This window comes from Paenibacillus montaniterrae (assembly GCF_018403185.1).
GTDB lineage: Bacteria > Bacillota > Bacilli > Paenibacillales > Paenibacillaceae > Pristimantibacillus > Pristimantibacillus montaniterrae.
Map to the genome: position 1 here is coordinate 14545 of NZ_BOSE01000016.1, position 20943 is coordinate 35487.

Genomic DNA, 20943 nt, shown 5'->3' on the forward strand with positions numbered 1-20943 from the left:
GGTAACATCATGTCAGTAGTCATTTACAATTCACTTACACGGCAAAAGGAAGCATTCAAGTCGATCGAAGCGGGTAAAGTACGGATGTATGTATGCGGACCTACTGTATACGATTATATTCATATCGGCAACGCTCGTCCGGCAATCTTTTTTGATGTCGTGAGACGTTATTTGGAGTATGCAGGCTATCAGGTTAATTACATTTCCAACTTTACGGATGTTGACGATAAGCTGATCAAAAAAGCAAATGAGCTTGGCGTTAGCGTGCAGGAGGTGGCCGACCGCTTTATTGATGCCTATTATGAGGATATTGAGGCGCTCGGCATTCGTCGCGCCAGTATGAATCCGCGCGTAAAAGACCATATTGAGGACGTAGTTGCATTTATCGCTGAGCTGGTTGACAAAGGGCATGCCTATGAAAGCAGCGGCGACGTTTATTTCAAAACGGCATCCTTCTCCGATTACGGCAAGCTGTCTCATCAAAATCTGGAAGAGCTGCAGCTTGGCATTCGTGTTGAGGTTGATGAACGCAAGCAGGATGCGCAAGATTTTGTACTGTGGAAAGCTGCCAAGCCGGGTGAAGTAAATTGGGAAAGTCCGTGGGGCAAGGGTCGTCCGGGCTGGCATATTGAATGCTCAGCAATGGCGCGCAAATATTTGGGCAATACGCTTGACATTCACGGAGGAGGGCTCGATCTGCAATTCCCGCACCACGAATGCGAGGTGGCGCAGTCGGAGAGCCTTACCGGCGAACCGCTTGCCAATTACTGGATGCACAACGGCTACATCCATATTAACAATGAAAAAATGTCCAAATCGCTCGGCAACGGCATTACGGTGCGTGAAATCGTGAAAAAGGTGAAGCCGCAGGCGATTCGTTATTTTATGCTTGCCGCTCACTATCGCAGCCCGCTTAATTTCAGCGATGACACGGTGGCGCAGGCCATTAACAGTGTCGAGCGCATCAGCAATTGCTACACCAATCTTCAGCATCGTCTAAATCAGACTGAGCAAGCTGAAGCGGGAGTTGTTTCGGCTGAGCTGACCGCCGAGCTGGTTAAAATCGAACAATTGTTCAGCGACAAGATGAATGATGATTTCAATACGCCAGACGCGATAACTGCCTTGTTCGAGCTTGTTTCGCTGGCCAATACACAAATGCAGGCAGCGGATTTGAACGCCGCTTCGCTGCAGGCGTTGAAAGCAAGCTTTGAGCGTCTGGATGCGGTGCTTGGCTTGCTGCCGGAGCAAGCAGAGGAGCTAAGTCTCGATGCTCAGGTGGAGGCGCTAATCGCCGAGCGCACCGAGGCCAGAGCGAATAAAAATTGGGCAAGAGCGGATGAAATTCGTGATTTGCTGCAAGCGATGAATATTGTGCTGGAAGATACGCCACAAGGTATTCGCTGGCGCCGCAAGTGAGTGTGAATAATGGATAATAGATTTGCAATACACAAGCCAAGCAAGCAGGCATCGCTCATGAACCCGGTTGCTTTAGCCTATATGGGCGATGCAGTTTATGAGCTGCTTGTAAGGCAGTATGTTCTGTCTCAGCCTAACAACAAATCGCATGTTATGCATAAGGCAGCGACAGGGCTCGTTTCTGCCAAGGCGCAGCGGGCAACGCTGGAGCGTCTGCTGCCTTATTTGACCGAGGAGGAAGAGCATGTAGTAAAGCGGGGGCGCAACGCCAAATCCGGCGCGCCCCCGAAAAATGCCGATATGATCGATTATCGGCATGCAACTGCATTCGAATGCTTAATCGGCTATTTATACTTTGAAGATCGAATTGAGCGTATTACGGAGCTGTTTCGTATCGGACTTGGAGAACCTTCAGCAATGAACGGAAAGGATGAAATTGATGGCGGAAGATCATAACATCGAAGGCTTAATTGCAGGCAAGCATCCTGTGCTGGAGGCACTGCGTTCTGGCCGCGAGCTAAATAAAATATGGATTGCAGAGGGCGCGCAGAAAAATGCGACCAGCTCGATTATCGGAGAAGCGAAAAAGCACGGTGTCATTGTGCAAATGGTTGACAAGCGCAAGCTGGATCAGCTTGCACCTGGCTTGAATCACCAGGGCATCGTCGCCCAGGCTGCAGCAGCCCATTACGTAGAACTGGATGAACTGCTGGCCATCCCGGGTGCTAAGGCGGAAACGCCGTTTTTTCTTATTCTTGACGAGATTGAGGATCCGCATAATTTGGGCTCGATCTTGCGAACGGCGGAGTGCACTGGCGTGCATGGGGTCATCATACCGAAGCGCCGCTCAGTTGGCCTGACTGCAACGGTGCTGAAGACATCTGCTGGCGCAGCAGAGCATGTGCCTGTGGCGCGCGTAACCAATCTGGCGCAAACGATCGACTATATGAAGGAGCAGGGCATTTGGATTGCAGGTGCCGATGTTGCTGCGAATGCTGATGTATATGCGCAATCATTTGATATGCCGCTGGCGCTCGTTATTGGCAATGAAGCTAAAGGAATTGGCCGCCTGATCAAGGATAAATGCGATTTTCTTGTCAAGCTGCCGATGGCTGGACGATTGAATTCCTTGAATGCATCCGTCGCTGCGGGCGTGCTGATGTATGAGGTGCTAAGACAACGCAGAGGACTTTAGCATATGTTTAATAGACGCAACGATGTGCTTTTAGTGGATGGTTACAACATGATCGGCGCTTGGCCGGAGCTGAACCGTTTGAAGGATCATTCCCTGGAGGATGCGCGTGATCAATTGCTGGATATGCTGGCTGATTTTCAAGGTTTTTCGGGGATGAAGGTGTTTGTTGTATTTGATGCGCATCAAATGCCTGGCGCAGGCGCCACTTATCGCCAGCATAAGCTGACTGTTGTGTACACGCGCGAGAAGGAAACTGCGGACGAATGCATTGAGCGCATTTGCTCGGAATGGATCAGCCGCCGCCGCAATGTGTATGTTGCTACAAGTGATATGACGGAGCAGCATGTCATATTCGGCAAAGGCGCATTGCGGATGTCAGCGCGCGAGCTTTTGATTGAAATTAAAGAAAACCATAAAGCGATTAAGCATACGATTGCAACTCCATCCGTCAAGAAGCGGCATTCCATTGATGCGCGCATCAACGATGAGGTATGGCAAAAGCTCGAAAAGCTGCGCCGAGGAGAACAGGACAAGAAGCAGAAGGATAGCAAGAAAACGTAAAACCTATCACGATATTTACAGAATGTGTTATTTTTGATAATAACTATGCTGCAAAAAGGCGTCGTTTGGTTGACTGAAAAGGCTACTATCATGTATACTGTCTCTATGTTTTGAGCATACAAATCTAGCGGTGTACGCCTTGCAGGCCGGAGGGATGGGGTATGAGTATCGACCTCAAAGAATGGAGTACGCTTGAATATGACAATAATACGGACGAGGAAATTGTTGAAGCCGTCCGTGAAGGCGATAGTATAGCGCTGGAATTCTTGATCAATAAATATAAAAACTTCGTTCGCGCGAAGGCCAGATCATACTTTCTCATTGGTGCTGATCGTGAAGATATTGTTCAAGAAGGAATGATAGGCTTATATAAAGCAATTCGCGATTATAAGGGAGACAAGCTGTCAAGCTTTAAAGCCTTCGCTGAGCTTTGCATAACACGTCAAATCATTACCGCGATTAAAACCGCTACTCGCCAAAAGCATATTCCTCTAAATTCCTATGTTTCTTTGGACAAGCCGATATATGATGAAGATTCCGACCGTACACTATTAGATGTGATATGTGGTACTAGAGTGTCGGATCCAGAAGAGCTGATTATTAATCAGGAAGAGTTCTCGGGACTTGAAGACAAAATGGCGGAAATTTTAAGCGACCTCGAGCGCAAGGTGCTGATGCTGTATTTGGATGGACGTTCCTATCAGGAGATTGCTGTTGATCTCAATCGTCATGTCAAATCAATCGACAATGCCTTGCAGCGCGTCAAGCGCAAGCTTGAAAAATATTTAGAGGTTCGCGATACGACAGAGCATATGTAATCATGATATTTATATCATCAAGCGATGGACTGTCTTTGCTGTCTGAACTTTTCGGGCATTGAAGACAGTCCATTGGTTTAAGTTTCACTATATTTGGCCGATACTGGTTACAGAGAGTTGATGCTAGAAAAGCTGGGCCAGTATGCTTTTGCTAAAATTCGGCAACGAAATTGTACACCCGAGACCGTTGTTTTACGTTGACATGGCGAATGCCTTGTGCTAAAGTGTTTAGGTAGGCCTTGAAAAAGGTTTTTTCGTTATGGTTAAAACTTTTGACTTGGCGATAAAGTAGGATTCGTATTTTTTAGCAGTTCGGGAGGTGTTATTCAATGCGGGTTATCATCACGCTGGCATGCACAAACTGCAAACAGAGAAACTATGCGACAACTAAAAACAAACGCAATCACCCCGACCGCATCGAGTTGAAGAAGTTTTGCAAGTTCTGTAACGAGCAGACTCCTCATCGCGAGACGAGATAGTCAATTGGAGGTGTGAACGTGACATTTTTAGCGAAAGTGAAACAAGGCTTTAGTACGACGTTTAGTTTTTTTGCTGACAGTTGGGCAGAGCTTAAAAAAGTCCGTTGGCCTAGTCGTAAGGAATTGACGAGCTATACCCTCGTTGTTCTCGTGACGGTTATTGCTGTGACGATTTACTTCTGGCTCCTAGACATCGGGATTTCAGCTCTCGTAGATCTAATTGTCTAACGAAAGCCCAAAGGTGGATTTGTGATGGAAAAAAGATGGTACGTCGTGCATACGTATTCTGGCTATGAAAACAAGGTCAAGGCAAATTTGGAGCGTCGCGTCGAATCGATGAACATGGAGGATAAAATCTTTCGTGTGCTCGTTCCGATGGAAGACGAGATCGTAGAGAAGGACGGAAAGCGCAAAACCGTTCAACGCAAGGTTTATCCTGGCTACGTGCTCGTGGAGATGATCCAGACGGATGATTCTTGGTACGTTGTTCGCAATACGCCAGGGGTTACGGGTTTCGTAGGGTCGACTGGTTCAGGTTCCAAACCAACCCCTCTTTTGCCAGAGGAAGTAGATCAAATTCTGAAGCATATGGGAATGGAAGAGCCTAAGCCTAAGATTGAGTTTGAGCTGAAAGAAACTGTTCGCGTCAAAGTAGGTCCTTTTGCAGACTTTGTCGGAACCGTAGAAGAAATTCTGCTCGACAAGGCGAAGCTAAAGGTTCACGTCAACATGTTTGGTAGAGAAACCCCGCTTGAGCTTGACTATACTCAAGTAGAAAAGGTTTAATCGCCTGGGGACTCGCACAAGCGCTTGACAACAGGCTGCTTGTATATCACGTCAAGGAGGTGTGAATCATGGCAAAGAAAGTTATTAAATTGGTTAAGCTGCAAATTCCTGCAGGTAAAGCTAACCCGGCGCCACCAGTTGGTCCAGCACTAGGTCAAGCAGGTGTCAACATTATGGCATTCTGTAAGGAGTTTAATGCTCGTACAGCAGATCAAGCTGGTTTGATTATTCCAGTTGTTATCACTGTATTCGAGGACCGTTCCTTTACTTTCGAAACAAAAACGCCACCTGCAGCAGTATTGCTTCGCGTAGCGGCTGGTATCGAAAAAGGATCTGGCGAACCAAACAAGAAAAAAGTTGCAACGGTTAAACGCGATAAAGTTCGTGAAATCGCTGAAACTAAAATGCCTGACCTTAATGCAGCTTCTGTTGAAGCAGCTATGCTTATGGTTGAAGGTACTGCTCGTTCTATGGGTATTACGATTGTTGACTAATCGCAGCACGGTAATCCATATGCGAGATCGACTCGCTTTGTGAAGCAATTGCTTCACGGGTGGGAGGAGGACGTTAGGCGTCGCTCCGTTAAAACCACATTAGGAGGAACTTACAATGGCTAAACATGGTAAGAAATATGTTGAAGCAGCTAAGCTGATCGATCGTGACGCTAGCTATGAGCCACTTCAAGCAATCGAGCTTGTTAAGAAGGCTTCTACAGCAAAATTCGACGAGTCTGTTGAAGTTGCTGTACGCTTGGGTGTAGACCCTCGTAAACAAGACCAGGCTGTTCGTGGCGTTGTTGTATTGCCGCACGGTACTGGTAAAACGAAAAAAGTTTTGGTTTTCGCTAAAGGCGAAAAGCTGAAAGAAGCAGAAGCTGCTGGCGCTGACTATGTTGGCGACACAGACATGATCAACAAAATCCAACAAGGTTGGTTTGATTTCGACGTTTGCGTAGCTACGCCTGATATGATGGCGGAAGTTGGTAAACTAGGTCGTATCCTTGGTGGTAAAGGCCTTATGCCGAACCCTAAAGCAGGCACAGTAACATTTGATGTTGCTAAAGCTGTTCAAGAAATCAAAGCGGGTAAAATTGAATACCGTCTTGATAAAGCAGGTCAAATCCATGCTCCAATCGGTAAAGTTTCATTCGACGCTGAAAAGCTGAATGAAAACCTTAAAGCGCTAATCGATGCATTGCTGCGCGCTAAACCGGCTGCTGCAAAAGGTGTTTACCTGAAAAACATCGCGGTTTCTTCTACAATGGGCCCTGGCGCTCGCGTAAACACTGCTAGCTATCGCTAATTGTAGGCAGGAAATGCGACTTAAAATTGAAAATGCATACCGTAGACAGTAGGTGCCCAAACAGGCTTAATTTCCTACCGAGGTGTTATGATAGAGCGTTAAAGCTTCAATGTTTATTGAAAAGCGAACGAAATCATGGCCCTCGCTATGTTTGCGAGGGCCTTTCTCATGCATCGAGGACGGAATCTCTCATTCACGGGATGTAAACATTTACGGGAGGTGTACAGTTTGGCTAACGCTAAGATTATCGAGCAGAAACAAGAAGCAGTTAAAGTTGTAGCTGGCAAGCTTTCTTCCAGCCCAAGTACGATCGTTGCGGATTATCGCGGATTGAACGTTGCTCAAGTTACTGAGCTTCGTAAACAGCTTCGTGAAGCAGGCATTGAGTTCCAAGTTCTTAAAAACTCAATCGTGCGTCGTGCGACTGAAGGTACTGAATATACAGCTCTTAATGATATTCTTACTGGTCCTACAGCTGTTGCGTTTAGTGGCGAAGACGCTGTTGCTCCAGCTAAAATCCTTTATAACTTCGCAAAGGAAAACGATGCGTTGCAAATTAAAGGTGGTCTAGTTGAAGGGAAAGTAATTGACGAGGCTCAAGTTAAAGCTCTTGCTCAGCTTCCTTCTCGCGAAGGTCTTCTTTCTATGCTACTCAGCGTGCTTCAAGCGCCAGTTCGCAACTTCGCGCTTGCAGTTAAAGCTGTTGGTGAAAAGCAAGAAGCTCAAGCTTAATCTTGTTTTACGTTTTCTTGATTTGAAACAAATGCGATACGCATTATAAACCAAAAAAATAAAAATTTTCGGAGGTAATACCATGTCTAAAGAGCAAATCTTAGAAGCAATTAAAGGTATGACTGTTCTTGAACTGAACGATCTTGTTAAAGCAATTGAAGAAGAATTCGGCGTAACTGCTGCAGCTCCTGTAGCTGTTGTAGCTGGTGGCGCAGACGCTGGCGCAGCTGCTGCTCAAACTGAATTCGACGTAATCCTAGCTAACGCTGGTGCTTCTAAAATCAACGTTATCAAAGTGGTTCGCGAAATCACTGGCCTTGGCTTGAAAGAAGCAAAAGAGCTTGTTGACGGCGCTCCTAAAGCAATCAAAGAAAAAGTTAGCCAAGAAGAAGCAGATGCTGTTAAAGCTAAACTTGAAGAAGCTGGCGCTACTGTAGAAGTTAAGTAATTAATTTTTACTTGCGACATCTTGCAAAGCCCCTTGAAGCCTTGGCTTCAAGGGGTTTCTTTCCATGTTTGCCGAGGCTAAAGACTGAAAATGAATGAGGCGGTGACTTACTTGAGCAATCACTATTACAGCAAGCAGCCAGATGTTGCGAGCAACAAGCAGCGGCATGAATGGGAGCTGCGCGGCTTCAAGCTGACCTTTACAACGGATGCAGGTGTCTTTTCCAAAGCTGGGGTTGATTACGGCAGTCAAGTATTGATCAAAGCTATGGAGTTTGCAGAAGATGCTACCGTATTGGATGTAGGTTGCGGCTATGGCCCAATTGGAATTACTGCAGCCAAGCTTGCTCCACAAGGTCATGTTACGATGATTGACGTCAATGAGCGAGCGGTAGAGCTAAGCAAATGGAATGCGGCGCAAAACGGTGTTCATAACGTAACGGTTCTGCAAAGCGATCTGTATGAAGCTGTAAAGGATGAAACCTTTGATTGTATAATTAGCAATCCGCCTATTCGCGCAGGGAAATCGGTCGTTCATCAAATTTTTGAGCAAGGCTATCAATTGCTAAGAAGTGGTGGCAGCATGTGGATTGTCATTCAAAAAAAGCAAGGAGCGCCTTCTGCGAAAGAAAAGCTCGAATCGCTTTTTGTCGAAGTAGTGGAGGTCACGAAGGATAAAGGCTACCGCATTTTCAAGGCAACGAAGTGATCGAGGCGGCAGACAAGCTTTACTATGAAAATTGTAGTGAAAACGCGAGGAAAAATATTTGACTTGACATTTTTAATATGTTAATATTATAAAATGTCAGCATAAAATTGCTTGAGTTGTGTTTAGTTGTCTCCGTGTCAAGAGTGAATTTGCTGCACGATCAGAAAAATTTATCTATCATGGAGTATAACCGTAATAATTTGGGCAAAATTACTTGATATGGACCATTTTGTCAATTAAGAGGATGGTCAACAACCTGAAACATGCTCTTTTTTCGAATTATTCGATAAGGGCTTTTCTTTATTTTATGATCACTATAATCTAAGATTGTGGAGATCGCAACAGCAATTTAAATTTCGATGCTGTTAGACAGACATGAGGGGTGAGGTTAAGTTGGCAGGACAACTTGTTCAGTATGGTCGACGTACGCGTAGAAGCTACGCTCGGATCAAAGAGGTGCTGGAAGTCCCGAACCTGATTGAAATCCAACAAAAATCGTACGAGAAGTTTTTGGAGACAGATTTAATAGAGCTGTTCCAGGACATTTCTCCGATTACGGACTTTACAGGGAATTTATCGCTGGAGTTTATTGATTACAGCTTGGGTGAGCCAAAGTATTCAGTCGATGAATCAAAAGAGCGGGATGTTACGTATGCAGCTCCTTTGCGCGTAAAAGTGCGCTTATTTAATAAGGAGACAGGCGAAGTTAAGGAACAAGAAGTCTTTATGGGAGATTTCCCACTAATGACCGAAACCGGCACGTTTATTATTAACGGGGCGGAACGCGTAATTGTCAGCCAATTGGTTCGATCCCCGAGTGTGTATTTCAGCACTAAGGTTGATAAAAACGGTAAGAAAGCATACACGGCTACTGTAATTCCTAACCGTGGTGCTTGGCTCGAGCTTGAGACAGATGCGAAGGATATTGTATATGTTCGTATTGACCGGACGCGCAAAATTCCAGTTACTGTATTGCTGCGAGCACTTGGTTTCGGCACAGACGCAGAAATCCTTGATTTGCTTGGACATGATGAGTACATTGCAAACACGCTTGACAAGGACAGCACAGATTCAACAGAGAAAGCGCTGATTGAAATCTATGAGCGCCTTCGTCCAGGCGAGCCGCCAACATTGGACAATGCGAAAAGCTTGCTCGTTGCACGCTTCTTCGATCCAAAACGCTATGACTTGGCGAATGTTGGACGCTATAAAATTAACAAAAAGCTTCATATCAAAAACCGTCTGTTCAATCAACGCCTTGCTGAGGACTTGATTGATGCATCGACAGGTGAAATTGTAGCTGAAAAAGGTCAAGTGATCGACCGTCGCTTGCTCGATCAAATTTTGGATCGACTAGAGTCGGATATCGGATTTAAAACATACTCCGTAGCGAATGGCGTGCTTGAAGCGCATGACATCCCGTTGCAAACAATCAGCGTATATTCACCGCTTGATGAGAGCAAGATCATTAAAATTATTGCCAATGGCATTATCGATAAATCTGTGAAGCATATTACGCCTGCAGATATTATCGCGTCCATCAACTACTTCTTGAATCTACTTCATGGCGTCGGAGATGTGGATGATATTGACCATCTGGGCAATCGTCGCTTGCGTTCTGTCGGCGAGCTTCTGCAAAACCAATTCCGTATTGGTCTATCGCGCATGGAGCGCGTTGTACGCGAAAGAATGTCAATTCAGGATGCCAATGCAATTACGCCTCAGGCATTAATTAATATTCGTCCAGTCATTGCGTCGATTAAAGAGTTCTTCGGATCCTCTCAGTTGTCGCAATTTATGGACCAAACAAACCCGCTTGCGGAATTGACGCATAAGCGTCGTCTTTCGGCGCTGGGACCAGGCGGTTTGACGCGTGAGCGCGCAGGCTTTGAAGTACGCGACGTTCACAACTCTCACTATGGCCGCATGTGTCCAATCGAGACGCCGGAGGGACCGAACATCGGGTTGATCAATTCCTTGTCTACGTATGCACGCATCAATGAGTATGGCTTTATTGAAGCGCCGTACCGTTGGGTTGACCCGGAAACAGGCGTTGTAACGGAAAAAGTAACCTATATGACTGCTGATGAAGAGTACAACTACATCGTTGCTCAGGCAAACGCTCCGCTTACAGAGGATAACAAGTTTGCTGAAAAAGAAACGATTGTGCGCTTCAACAAGCAGGCTGACAATATTTTGACGATGCCAAGTAACCGTGTAGACTACATGGACGTTTCGCCTAAGCAGGTCGTTTCCGTAGCGACTGCGTTGATTCCGTTTCTTGAGAACGACGACTCCAACCGTGCGCTGATGGGTTCGAACATGCAGCGTCAGGCTGTACCATTGCTCGTGCCGAAAGCACCATTTGTTGGTACTGGTATGGAGCATAAGGCTGCTAAAGATTCTGGCGTATGTATCGTTTCCAAATACGACGGTGTAATCGAGCGCGTAACAGCGAATGAAATTTTGCTGCGTCGCGTAGAGCTTGTCGATGGCAAGGAAGTGCAGGGAGACTTGATTAGACATAAGCTTCATAAGTTTATGCGTTCTAACCAAGGCACATGCATTAACCAGCGTCCGCTTGTTCGCAAAGGCGACGTCATTAAAAAAGGCGATATTCTTGCCGACGGTCCGTCTACAGAAAACGGCGAATTGGCTCTTGGACGCAACGTTGTTGTCGCGTTCATGACTTGGGAAGGCTACAACTATGAGGATGCGATCCTGCTTAGTGAAAAGCTGGTTAAAGAAGATGTGTATACGTCTATTCATATTGAAGAATACGAATCCGAAGCTCGCGATACGAAGCTTGGTCCGGAGGAAATTACACGCGATATTCCTAACGTTGGTGAAGAAGCGCTTCGCAATCTTGACGAGCGCGGCATTATCCGCGTAGGTGCGGAAATCAACTCTGGCGACATTCTAGTAGGTAAAGTAACGCCGAAGGGTGTAACCGAGCTTACAGCCGAGGAGCGCCTGCTGCATGCGATCTTTGGTGAGAAGGCGCGCGAGGTGCGCGATACATCGCTGCGCGTGCCGCATGGTACGACTGGTATCGTAGTTGATGTGAAAGTATTTACACGCGAAAATGGCGATGAGCTGCCACCAGGCGTAAATCATCTTGTGCGTGTCTATATTGCGCAAAAGCGTAAAATTTCAGAAGGCGATAAAATGGCGGGACGCCACGGTAACAAAGGTGTCATCGCACGTATTATGCCTGAAGAAGATATGCCGTTCCTACCGGATGGCACGCCTGTAGAGGTTGTTCTTAACCCGCTTGGGGTACCATCACGTATGAACATCGGTCAGGCACTAGAGGTTCACTTGGGCATGGCCTGCAAATACCTTGGCATTCACGCTGCAACGCCAGTATTCGATGGCGCGCGTGAGGACGACGTATTTGATACAATGGAAGAAGCTGGTATGCAGCGCAACGGTAAAACAAAGCTGTTCGATGGTCGTACTGGTGAAGAATTTGAGCGTGAAGTGACGGTTGGCGTCATGTATATGATCAAGCTGGCGCACATGGTCGAAGATAAAATCCATGCTCGTTCTACAGGTCCTTACTCACTCGTTACGCAGCAGCCGCTTGGCGGTAAAGCGCAGTTCGGCGGTCAGCGCTTCGGTGAGATGGAGGTATGGGCGCTTGAGGCTTATGGTGCTGCCTATACGCTGCAAGAAATTTTGACAGTAAAATCCGATGACGTTGTCGGTCGTGTGAAAACCTATGAATCGATCGTCAAAGGCGAAAACGTACCAGAGCCAGGTGTTCCTGAATCATTCAAAGTATTGATTAAGGAGCTGCAAAGCTTAGGTATGGACGTCAAAATTTTGACCGAGGACGAGGAAGAAATCGAAATGAAGGAAATCGACGATGATGATGATGGTACGAGCGAAAAGCTGAACCTTGATGATGTCGATAACTTCGAACGAGCTCCTGTTGGCGTCGGTGCTCCTGATGATGGAGCAGCATTTGACGAAGACGAAGATGTCGATGATTTAGCATAACGTAAAAACAAGCACAGTTTGAGCTTCAATCAGCCGGCAATGTCTAGGCTGATTGAAGTTCAGTGCTTCATTTTGACATAGTCATACATGACGAAGGAGGGTTGCTCCTTGTTGGACGTGAACAACTTTGAGTATATGAAAATTGGTTTGGCATCGCCAGACAAAATTCGCTCATGGTCCCGCGGAGAGGTTAAGAAACCGGAAACTATTAACTACAGAACGTTAAAACCGGAAAAGGAAGGTCTTTTCTGTGAAAAGATCTTCGGACCAACTAAGGACTGGGAGTGTCATTGTGGTAAATACAAGCGTGTACGCTATAAAGGTGTAGTCTGTGACCGTTGTGGCGTTGAAGTAACTCGTGCAAAAGTGCGCCGTGAGCGCATGGGCCACATCGAGCTTGCTGCGCCTGTATCCCATATTTGGTACTTCAAAGGAATTCCAAGCCGTATGGGGCTTGCGCTTGATATGTCTCCTCGTTCTCTTGAAGAGATTATTTACTTTGCATCTTATGTTGTAACTGATCCAGGTGAAACTCCTCTGGAGAAAAAACAGCTATTGTCCGAGAAGGAATACCGCAGCTACCGTGAAAAATACGGCTACGGCTTCCAGGCAGGAATGGGTGCTGAAGCAGTTAAAAAGCTGCTGCAGGACATCGATTTGGATCGTGAGCTGGACATCTTGAAGGAAGAGCTTCGCACAGCGCAAGGCCAACGTCGCAACCGTGCGATCAAGCGTCTTGAGGTCATTGAAGCATTCCGTAATTCCGGCAACAGCCCGGAGTGGATGATTATGGACGTTTTGCCTGTAATCCCGCCTGAGCTTCGTCCTATGGTTCAGTTGGATGGCGGTCGTTTTGCGACGTCTGACTTGAATGATTTGTATCGCCGTGTTATTAACCGCAATAACCGCTTGAAGCGCCTGTTGGATTTGGGTGCGCCTGATATTATCGTACAAAATGAGAAGCGTATGCTGCAGGAAGCTGTTGATGCGCTGATTGATAATGGCCGTCGTGGTCGTCCGGTTACTGGACCAGGCAATCGTCCATTGAAATCGTTGTCTCATATGCTGAAAGGTAAGCAAGGTCGTTTCCGTCAAAACCTGCTGGGTAAACGTGTTGACTATTCCGGTCGTTCCGTTATCGTCGTAGGTCCTAACCTGAAAATGTACCAATGCGGCTTGCCGAAAGAAATGGCGCTTGAGCTGTTCAAGCCGTTCGTCATGAAGGAGCTTGTCAACAAGGGCTTGGCGCACAATATTAAAAGCGCGAAGCGTAAGGTTGAGCGCGTAAGCCCTGAGGTATGGGATGTACTGGAGGAAGTTATTAAAGAGCATCCAGTACTGCTTAACCGTGCCCCTACGCTGCACAGACTTGGTATTCAAGCATTTGAACCAATTCTTGTTGAAGGCCGTGCGATCAAGCTTCACCCGCTTGTATGTACAGCTTATAACGCGGACTTTGACGGTGACCAGATGGCGGTTCACGTTCCATTGTCTGCTGAAGCTCAAGCTGAAGCGCGCATGCTTATGCTTGCGTCTGGCAACATCTTGAACCCGAAAGACGGCAAACCGGTTGTTACACCATCTCAGGATATGGTGCTAGGCTCTTATTACTTGACGATGGACAACAAGGAAGCCAAAGGCTCTGGTTCAATTTTTGGAACGGTCAACGAGGCGGTTTCAGCTTACCAACGCGGAATAGTGTCGCTTCATGCGCGCATTATTATTCCTGCGAAGGCATTGAATAAAACAAGCTTTACGGAAAAACAAAGCAAGGCGCTGCTTTGCACAACAGTAGGTAAAGTAATTTTCAATGAAATTTTCCCTTCAGAATTCCCTTATATCAACGAAGCTTCCAAAGCGAACTTGATCAATGGAATTCAGGATAAATATTTCATCTTTGAAAAAGGTGCAGACCTGCTTAAAGTGCTTAATGAGCTTCCAATTGCTCCTGCTGTCGGCAAGGACTATCTGGGCTCAATTATTGCCGAGTGCTTCCGTAAATACCATACAACGAAAACTTCGGTTATTCTTGACCTGATCAAGCAGCTTGGTTTCACTTACTCGACAAAAGCTGGTATTACAATCGGCGTTGCCGACGTTATCGTTCCAGAAGAGAAGAAAGAAATCATGCGTGCTTCTGAGGAAAAAGTCCAAGTCGTCATGAATCAATACCGTCGTGGTTTGATTACGAACGAAGAGCGCTACGATCGCATTATTAGTATCTGGAGCAAGTGTAAGGACGATGTTACAGATATTTTGATGAAATCGATGGATCGCTACAACAACATCATGTTGATGGTAGACTCCAAAGCGCGCGGTAACAAATCGCAGATTACACAGCTTGGCGGTATGCGTGGTTTGATGGCCAACCCGTCTGGTCGTATCATCGAGTTGCCAATCAAATCAAACTTCCGCGAAGGTCTGACCGTCCTGGAGTACTTTATTTCTACGCACGGTGCGCGTAAAGGTCTTGCGGATACGGCGCTTCGTACAGCCGACTCAGGTTATTTGACTCGTCGTCTGGTTGACGTTGCGCAGGATGTTATTGTGCGTGAGGATGACTGTGGAACGGATAAAGGCTTCACTGTTAGCAAAATTCAAGATGGTAAAGAGGTTATCGAGGATCTGTTTGACCGTATTGAAGGACGCTACTCCTTTGAAACGGTTCGTCATCCAGCGACAGGCGAAATTCTCGTTAACCGCAACGAGCTGATCGATGCTGATAAAGCGGAAGCGATCGTCGCTGCAGGTGTTGAAAAGCTGCAAATTCGCTCTGTGCTTAGCTGCCGCGCTCGTCATGGCGTATGTAAAGTATGCTACGGACGCAATCTTGCGACAGGCAAGCATGTTGAAATCGGTGAAGCGGTCGGAATTATCGCTGCACAATCGATCGGTGAGCCGGGAACACAGCTTACAATGCGTACGTTCCATACAGGGGGCGTTGCAGGAGACGATATTACCCAAGGTCTTCCGCGTATTCAGGAGCTGTTTGAAGCTCGTAATCCGAAAGGTCAAGCACTTATTTCCGAGCTTGATGGCGTCGTGAAGAAAATTCATGAGGCGAAGGATCGCCGCGTCATCGAGATTCAGGGTGAGGCTGAATCCAAGGAATACGCTGTAACATACGGTTCGCGCATTCGCGTAACAGAAGGTCAGCATATTGAAGCCGGAGATGAGCTTACAGACGGTTCGATCGACCCTAAAGATATGCTTCGCATTAAAGGGGTTCGAGGCGTACAGAACTACATTTTGCAAGAGGTTCAACGCGTATACCGTAACCAAGGGGTAGAAATCAACGATAAGCACGTTGAGGTCATGATCAAGCAAATGCTTCGCAAAATTCGTATCGTGCTTTCTGGCGACACGAATCTATTGCCAGGCTCTTTCGTAGATATGCATGAATATGAAGCAGCTAACCTGGAAGCAATTCTTGCCGGTAAAGAGCCAGCAATTGCCAAGCCGGTGCTGCTAGGTATTACGAAAGCATCGCTTGAGACAGATTCCTTCTTGTCCGCAGCGTCGTTCCAGGAAACAACGCGCGTTCTAACCGATGCGGCAATTAAAGGCAAGGTTGACCAGCTTCTAGGTCTGAAGGAGAATGTTATTATCGGTAAGCTGATTCCGGCAGGTACGGGCATGCAGCGCTACCGCAACATTCGCTTCCAGGGCATGGATGAAACGGGCAATGCCGATCATAACACGGATGAACAGCAAGAGGCTGTAGCTGTTGAATAATCGCATAATGCATTACGAACAGCTAGCAGCTGTGCTGTAGCATAAACAAAAAGCGACAAATTTCAAGCCTGACTAAAGGTTACGAGATTTGTCGCTTTTTGAGCTTTGCGTAAGCCGTTGAAATTAGAACCTACTATATTAAGTCGATGAAAGTTGGCAAAATCAAAAAAATGTGCCACTCACAATAGAAAGATCACTTGACATCCCCTACTAGAAAATGATAATATATCGGAGTGCGCCTAGGAATCAGGCATAGATTTTTCTACGAAAATTTATGACTCGCCTGGATCTGTGGGCTTGAAATCAGGGTGAAATGTCTACCAATATAAATGACATAATTATGGGAAGGGGGTGGCACAATTGCCAACAATTAACCAGTTAGTTCGTAAAGGACGTCAAGCTAAAGTTGTTAAATCAAAATCTCCAGCTTTGCAAAGAGGTTACAACGCGTTGAAACGTGAAGCTACTGATATTAGCTCTCCGCAAAAACGTGGTGTATGTACTCGTGTAGGTACGATGACTCCGAAGAAGCCGAACTCCGCGCTTCGTAAATATGCCCGTGTACGTCTAACAAACCGTGTAGAGGTTACTGCGTACATTCCAGGTATCGGACATAACCTTCAAGAGCACAGCGTAGTGCTTATCCGCGGTGGTCGTGTTAAAGACTTACCGGGGGTACGTTACCACATCGTTCGTGGTGCGCTTGATACTGCAGGTGTAAACAACCGTATGCAAGCTCGTTCCAAATACGGTACAAAACGTCCTAAAGCTAAAAAATAATCGCATGCTCTAACAGAGCAGCGTTAGACCAACAACCAACAAATTGACAACTATTCAAGAAAGGGGGACTTGTAAATGCCACGCAAAGGTCCTGTAACAAAACGCGATGTGCTACCAGACCCGTTGTATAACTCCAAGCTGGTAACACGTCTAATCAACCGTATTATGATCGACGGTAAAAGAGGCGTTGCACAAACAATTTTGTATGATGCATTCAAACTGATTCAAGAGCGTACTGGCAACGATCCAATGGAAGTTTTTGAAGCAGCTATGAAAAACATCATGCCTGTACTTGAGGTTAAAGCTCGCCGTGTCGGTGGTGCAAACTATCAAGTACCAATCGAGGTTAAGCCAGAGCGCCGTACTGCTCTAGCACTTCGTTGGCTTGTAAACTACTCCCGCAATCGCGGTGAGAAAACAATGGAAGAGCGTTTGGCTGCTGAAATTATCGATGCATCCAACAACACTGGCGCTTCTGTTAAAAAACGTGAGGATACTCACAAAATGGCGGAAGCAAACCGTGCGTTTGCTCATTACCGCTGGTAGAATCTAAGATAATTGAAAGGAGAAAACCACTGTGGCTAAAAGAGAATTCTCCTTGGAAAATACACGTAACATCGGTATCATGGCGCATATCGATGCGGGTAAAACGACAACGACTGAGCGTATCCTTTTCTTCACTGGACGTACTCACAAAATTGGTGAGGTACACGAAGGTGCAGCGACGATGGACTGGATGGAGCAAGAGCAAGAGCGTGGTATCACGATCACTTCTGCTGCAACAACAGCTCAATGGAAAGGTCACCGCATCAATATCATTGATACTCCAGGTCACGTAGACTTCACGGTTGAAGTTGAGCGTTCCCTACGCGTATTGGACGGGGCTGTAGGCGTATTTAGTGCGAAAGAAGGCGTAGAGCCGCAATCCGAAACTGTTTGGCGTCAAGCTGACAAATACGGTGTTCCTCGTATTGCTTACGTAAACAAAATGGACATCATCGGTGCTGATTACTTGAACGTAATCAAGGACATGCGTGAGCGTCTACAAGCTAATGCAGTAGCGATTCAAGTTCCAATGGGAGCTGAATCTGATTTCGTAGGCGTAATCGACATCATTGAGCGTGTAGCTTACACGTACAAAGATGATCTGGGTAAAGATCCAATTGCTGGTGAAGTGCCTGCCGAGTACGCTGATCAAGTTGAGGAGCTGCGCAGCGAGCTGGTTGAAAAAGTAGCTGAGCTTGACGAAGACTTGATGATGAAATATCTTGAAGGGGAAGAAATCACTGTAGCCGAGCTGAAAGCTGGCCTTCGCAAAGGTGTGTGTGAAACTAAAATCTTCCCGGTTGTTGCTGGTTCCTCTTATCGCAACAAAGGGGTTCAATTGGTACTAGATGCAGTTGTAGATTATCTGCCTGCTCCAGTCGATATCCCTGCGATCAAAGGTACGCTTGAGGATGGTACTGAAACAACTCGTCCGTCTTCTGACAGCGAGCCATTCTCTGCACTAGCATTCAAAATTATGACAGACCCTTACGTTGGCCGCTTGACGTTCTTCCGCGTATATTCTGGTGTTCTTAACTCCGGATCATACGTATTGAACTCTACTAAAGGCAAACGTGAGCGTATCGGTCGTATTCTGCAAATGCATGCGAACCACCGTCAAGAGATTCAAGAAGTATTCTCTGGTGATATCGCAGCTGCTGTAGGTTTGAAAGATACAACTACAGGGGATACGCTTTGCGATGAAAAGAACCCAATCGTTCTTGAATCCATGAACTTCCCTGAGCCGGTTATCCAAATCGCAATCGAGCCTAAAACAAAAGCTGACCAAGACAAACTTGGCGTTGCGATTTCCAAGCTTGCTGAGGAAGATCCAACTTTCCGCGCTTATACTGATGAAGAAACTGGTCAAACGATTATCGCTGGTATGGGTGAGCTTCACCTTGAGATTCTTGTAGACCGTATGCTTCGTGAGTTTAAAGTGGAAACCAATGTTGGTGCGCCTCAGGTTGCTTACCGTGAAACATTCCGTTCACCTGCTAAGGTTGAAGGTAAGTTCGTTCGTCAGTCTGGTGGTAAAGGTCAATTCGGTCATTGTTGGGTTGAGTTTGAACCACTTGAGCCAGGCACAGGCTTCCAATTCGAGAGCAAAATCGTCGGTGGTGCGATTCCGCGTGAATACATCGCTCCGATCCAGGCTGGTATTGAAGAGTCTATGCAAAATGGTGTACTTGCAGGCTATCCGCTAGTTGACATTAAAGCAACTGTCGTTGACGGTTCTTACCATGATGTCGACTCCTCCGAGATGGCGTTTAAAATTGCAGGTTCTCTTGCGCTTAAAGCTGCGAAGGACAAATGTAATCCAGTTCTTCTTGAGCCAATCATGAAGGTTGAGGTTACAGTTCCTGAAGAGTACATGGGTGACGTTATGGGTATGCTTAACTCTCGTCGTGGACGTATCGAAGGTATGGATGCTCGTGCTGGTGCGCAAGTTATCCGTGCTAAGGTGCCTCTATCCGAGATGTTTGGATATTCTACAACGCTTCGTTCCGGTACACAAGGACGCGGTGTATTCTCTATGGAGCTATCTCACTATGAAGAGGTTCCTAAGTCTATCGCAGAAAGCATTATTGCGAAAAACAAAGGCGAATAAGCCAACATTTGATTTTGGCCGGATTTAGATATAAAATAGTCTAAAATCGGCCTACACATAAATTAAAATTAGAACTATTGAGGAGGATTAAGTTCAATGGCAAAAGCTAAATTTGAACGTTCTAAACCGCACGTTAATATCGGTACAATCGGTCACGTTGACCATGGTAAAACTACTCTAACTGCTGCGATCACTACTGTACTTTCTCACAAGTACGGCGGTGCTGCTATCGCTTTCGACCAAATCGACAAAGCTCCAGAAGAGCGCGAGCGCGGTATTACAATCTCTACTTCTCACGTTGAGTATGAGACTCCAAACCGTCACTACGCACACGTTGACTGCCCAGGTCACGCCGACTACGTTAAAAACATGATCACTGGTGCTGCTCAAATGGACGGCGCGATCCTAGTTGTATCTGCAACTGACGGTCCAATGCCACAAACTCGTGAGCACATCCTTCTTTCTCGCCAAGTAGGCGTCCCTTACATCGTAGTATTCTTGAACAAATGCGATATGGTTGAAGACGAAGAGCTTCTTGAGCTTGTTGAAATGGAAGTTCGCGACCTTCTTTCTGAGTATGAGTTCCCTGGCGATGACACTCCAATCATCCGTGGTTCTGCTCGTGAAGCACTACAAAACCCAGATGGCGAGTGGGCTAACAAAGTTGTTGAATTGTTCGAGCAAATCGACACTTACATCCCAACTCCAGAGCGCGACACTGACAAGCCTTTCCTAATGCCTGTTGAGGACGTGTTCACAATCACTGGTCGTGGTACAGTTGCTACTGGCCGTGTTGAGCGTGGCGAAATCAAAGTTGGTGACGAGATCGAAATCATCGGTCTTCAAGAAGAAACTCGCAAGTCTGTCGTAACAGGCGTTGAGATGTTCCGCAAATTGCTTGACTTTGCTCAAGCTGGTGACAACATCGGTGCTCTTCTTCGTGGTGTTGACCGTAAAGACATCGAGCGTGGTCAAGTATTGGCTAAACCAGGTTCTGTTAAGCCGCATACTAAATTCACAGCTCAAGTTTACGTTCTAACTAAAGAAGAGGGTGGCCGTCATAAGCCATTCTTCACTGGTTACCGTCCTCAGTTCTACTTCCGTACAACTGACGTAACTGGTATCATCAACCTTCCAGAAGGTACTGAAATGGTTATGCCTGGCGACAACATCACTGTATCTGTTGAATTGATCGCTCCAATCGCGGTTGAAGAAGGAACTCGCTTCTCTATCCGTGAAGGTGGTCGTACAGTTGGTGCTGGTGCGGTTGCTACAATCGAAGCTTAATCGTTCTGCAGCATAAGCTGCTTAAAAAGCTC

General features: G+C 46.4%; 19 protein-coding genes and 1 other annotated feature. All 19 genes read left to right on the plus strand.

All coding sequences use genetic code 11. From position 1 onward, the window contains the following. The first annotated feature begins 9 nt into the window (after positions 1–9). The 19 genes from cysS to tuf all read left to right on the plus strand — a co-directional run bounded on the left by cysS (position 10) and on the right by tuf (position 20911). Complete coding sequence (gene cysS / locus KJS52_RS25800; protein ID WP_213520308.1) at positions 10–1419, plus strand: cysteine--tRNA ligase; 1410 nt, start codon at positions 10–12, stop codon at positions 1417–1419. 9 nt (positions 1420–1428) lie between these two features. Next, a complete protein-coding gene (locus KJS52_RS25805) occupies positions 1429–1875 on the plus strand; it encodes a Mini-ribonuclease 3 (protein WP_213520310.1) in 447 nt (148 codons plus the stop codon). Continuing rightward, positions 1859–2614: a 23S rRNA (guanosine(2251)-2'-O)-methyltransferase RlmB gene (gene rlmB, locus KJS52_RS25810; RefSeq protein WP_213520312.1), complete on the plus strand. Its 756-nt coding sequence runs from the start codon at positions 1859–1861 to the stop codon at positions 2612–2614. Before KJS52_RS25805 ends, rlmB begins: the two co-directional genes overlap by 17 nt. 3 nt (positions 2615–2617) lie before the next feature. Further along, positions 2618–3175: an NYN domain-containing protein gene (locus KJS52_RS25815; RefSeq protein ID WP_213520314.1), complete on the plus strand. Its 558-nt coding sequence runs from the start codon at positions 2618–2620 to the stop codon at positions 3173–3175. 161 nt (positions 3176–3336) lie between these two features. Then, the gene (gene sigH, locus KJS52_RS25820; RefSeq protein WP_213520316.1) at positions 3337–3993 is read left to right on the plus strand and encodes an RNA polymerase sporulation sigma factor SigH; all 657 of its coding nucleotides are present in this window, start codon (positions 3337–3339) and stop codon (positions 3991–3993) included. 329 nt (positions 3994–4322) lie between these two features. Continuing rightward, positions 4323–4472, plus strand: coding sequence for a 50S ribosomal protein L33 (rpmG, locus tag KJS52_RS25825; protein ID WP_082967189.1), 150 nt, complete (start codon positions 4323–4325; stop codon positions 4470–4472). 18 nt (positions 4473–4490) lie between these two features. Next, entirely contained in the window at positions 4491–4700 is a 210-nt protein-coding gene (gene secE, locus KJS52_RS25830) for a preprotein translocase subunit SecE (protein WP_213520318.1), read from the plus strand. Between the two features lie 24 nt (positions 4701–4724). Beyond that, positions 4725–5258: a transcription termination/antitermination protein NusG gene (nusG, locus tag KJS52_RS25835; protein ID WP_213520320.1), complete on the plus strand. Its 534-nt coding sequence runs from the start codon at positions 4725–4727 to the stop codon at positions 5256–5258. Positions 5259–5326: 68 nt separating this feature from the next. Next, positions 5327–5752 carry a 50S ribosomal protein L11 gene (gene rplK, locus KJS52_RS25840; protein WP_213520322.1) on the plus strand — a complete coding sequence of 142 codons (426 nt, stop codon included), beginning with the start codon at positions 5327–5329 and terminating at the stop codon, positions 5750–5752. Positions 5753–5867: 115 nt separating this feature from the next. Continuing rightward, the gene (gene rplA / locus KJS52_RS25845; RefSeq protein WP_213520324.1) at positions 5868–6560 is read left to right on the plus strand and encodes a 50S ribosomal protein L1; all 693 of its coding nucleotides are present in this window, start codon (positions 5868–5870) and stop codon (positions 6558–6560) included. A gap of 21 nt (positions 6561–6581) precedes the next feature. Next, positions 6582–6737 (plus strand) — a sequence feature (ribosomal protein L10 leader region). Between the two features lie 51 nt (positions 6738–6788). After that, positions 6789–7292 carry a 50S ribosomal protein L10 gene (gene rplJ, locus KJS52_RS25850; RefSeq protein WP_246563952.1) on the plus strand — a complete coding sequence of 168 codons (504 nt, stop codon included), beginning with the start codon at positions 6789–6791 and terminating at the stop codon, positions 7290–7292. An 82-nt stretch (positions 7293–7374) separates the two neighbouring features. After that, on the plus strand, positions 7375–7740 hold the full coding sequence (gene rplL, locus KJS52_RS25855; protein WP_213520327.1) for a 50S ribosomal protein L7/L12: 366 nt from the start codon (positions 7375–7377) through the stop codon (positions 7738–7740). Between the two features lie 90 nt (positions 7741–7830). Further along, positions 7831–8448: a class I SAM-dependent methyltransferase gene (locus KJS52_RS25860; RefSeq protein ID WP_213520329.1), complete on the plus strand. Its 618-nt coding sequence runs from the start codon at positions 7831–7833 to the stop codon at positions 8446–8448. 393 nt (positions 8449–8841) lie between these two features. Continuing rightward, complete coding sequence (gene rpoB / locus KJS52_RS25865; RefSeq protein WP_246563948.1) at positions 8842–12453, plus strand: DNA-directed RNA polymerase subunit beta; 3612 nt, start codon at positions 8842–8844, stop codon at positions 12451–12453. A 108-nt stretch (positions 12454–12561) separates the two neighbouring features. Beyond that, positions 12562–16188, plus strand: a complete 3627-nt coding sequence (gene rpoC, locus KJS52_RS25870; RefSeq protein ID WP_213520331.1) for a DNA-directed RNA polymerase subunit beta' — start codon at positions 12562–12564, stop codon at positions 16186–16188. Between the two features lie 360 nt (positions 16189–16548). After that, on the plus strand, positions 16549–16968 hold the full coding sequence (gene rpsL / locus KJS52_RS25875; protein WP_213520333.1) for a 30S ribosomal protein S12: 420 nt from the start codon (positions 16549–16551) through the stop codon (positions 16966–16968). 75 nt (positions 16969–17043) lie between these two features. Then, positions 17044–17514 (plus strand): 30S ribosomal protein S7, encoded by a 471-nt coding sequence (gene rpsG, locus KJS52_RS25880; protein WP_213520335.1) that lies wholly within the window; start codon positions 17044–17046, stop codon positions 17512–17514. 31 nt (positions 17515–17545) lie between these two features. Further along, positions 17546–19624: an elongation factor G gene (gene fusA / locus KJS52_RS25885; protein WP_213520337.1), complete on the plus strand. Its 2079-nt coding sequence runs from the start codon at positions 17546–17548 to the stop codon at positions 19622–19624. Positions 19625–19720: 96 nt separating this feature from the next. Next, the gene (gene tuf, locus KJS52_RS25890) at positions 19721–20911 is read left to right on the plus strand and encodes an elongation factor Tu (protein WP_213520340.1); all 1191 of its coding nucleotides are present in this window, start codon (positions 19721–19723) and stop codon (positions 20909–20911) included. Positions 20912–20943 lie beyond the last annotated feature (32 nt).

Coding starts and splice junctions, on each gene's coding strand:
- cysS (WP_213520308.1), top strand. CDS start 10: ATGTCAGTAGTCATTTACAATTCACTTACACGGCAAAAGGAAGCATTC.
- KJS52_RS25805 (WP_213520310.1), top strand. CDS start 1,429: ATGGATAATAGATTTGCAATACACAAGCCAAGCAAGCAGGCATCGCTC.
- rlmB (WP_213520312.1), top strand. CDS start 1,859: ATGGCGGAAGATCATAACATCGAAGGCTTAATTGCAGGCAAGCATCCT.
- KJS52_RS25815 (WP_213520314.1), top strand. CDS start 2,618: ATGTTTAATAGACGCAACGATGTGCTTTTAGTGGATGGTTACAACATG.
- sigH (WP_213520316.1), top strand. CDS start 3,337: ATGAGTATCGACCTCAAAGAATGGAGTACGCTTGAATATGACAATAAT.
- rpmG (WP_082967189.1), top strand. CDS start 4,323: ATGCGGGTTATCATCACGCTGGCATGCACAAACTGCAAACAGAGAAAC.
- nusG (WP_213520320.1), top strand. CDS start 4,725: ATGGAAAAAAGATGGTACGTCGTGCATACGTATTCTGGCTATGAAAAC.
- rplK (WP_213520322.1), top strand. CDS start 5,327: ATGGCAAAGAAAGTTATTAAATTGGTTAAGCTGCAAATTCCTGCAGGT.
- rplA (WP_213520324.1), top strand. CDS start 5,868: ATGGCTAAACATGGTAAGAAATATGTTGAAGCAGCTAAGCTGATCGAT.
- rplL (WP_213520327.1), top strand. CDS start 7,375: ATGTCTAAAGAGCAAATCTTAGAAGCAATTAAAGGTATGACTGTTCTT.
- KJS52_RS25860 (WP_213520329.1), top strand. CDS start 7,831: ATGAATGAGGCGGTGACTTACTTGAGCAATCACTATTACAGCAAGCAG.
- rpsG (WP_213520335.1), top strand. CDS start 17,044: ATGCCACGCAAAGGTCCTGTAACAAAACGCGATGTGCTACCAGACCCG.
- tuf (WP_213520340.1), top strand. CDS start 19,721: ATGGCAAAAGCTAAATTTGAACGTTCTAAACCGCACGTTAATATCGGT.